Source organism: Parafrigoribacterium mesophilum, from assembly GCF_039652555.1.
Lineage (GTDB): Bacteria > Actinomycetota > Actinomycetes > Actinomycetales > Microbacteriaceae > Parafrigoribacterium > Parafrigoribacterium mesophilum.
On the sequence record NZ_JBDJAF010000016.1, the window covers coordinates 1 to 386 of the forward strand.

Here is a 386-nt window from a genome sequence, read left to right on the forward strand (position 1 = left end):
GGCGGCCAGTTTGCGGATCGTGCCGGCACTGACCGGCTGGGTCAGCCCGTCGATGTGACCGTGACCGAGGCCCTCGGTCAACGTGGTCAACTCGGTGCGTACCACCATGGTCACCGCCGGACCGGTGGGCATCCGGCTGCAACCCAGGGTGTGGCCGGCGATCATCGCCAACGCGTCGGCCTGCATCTGCGGCACCGACCGATCATCGGCCACCACCGACCCCACCACCGTGCTATCCGCATCGGTGCCGTCCGGGGTGTGGTCGGTGTCGGTGCCGTCCGCGTCGGTGCGGCGGGCCCGAATCATCTGGGTGACCGCCGCTTCGACCGCGACCTTGATCGGTGCCCCGGTGGCCGGATCCAGGGCCGCGGTCAGCCGGATCACGC

1 protein-coding gene is annotated in these 386 nt (G+C 70.7%); it reads right to left on the bottom strand.

Going from position 1 to position 386, the window contains the following annotated elements; genetic code table 11:
• The coding region (locus tag ABFX56_RS15905; RefSeq protein WP_346234344.1) for a DUF222 domain-containing protein at positions 1-386 on the bottom strand (386 nt) is incomplete at both ends.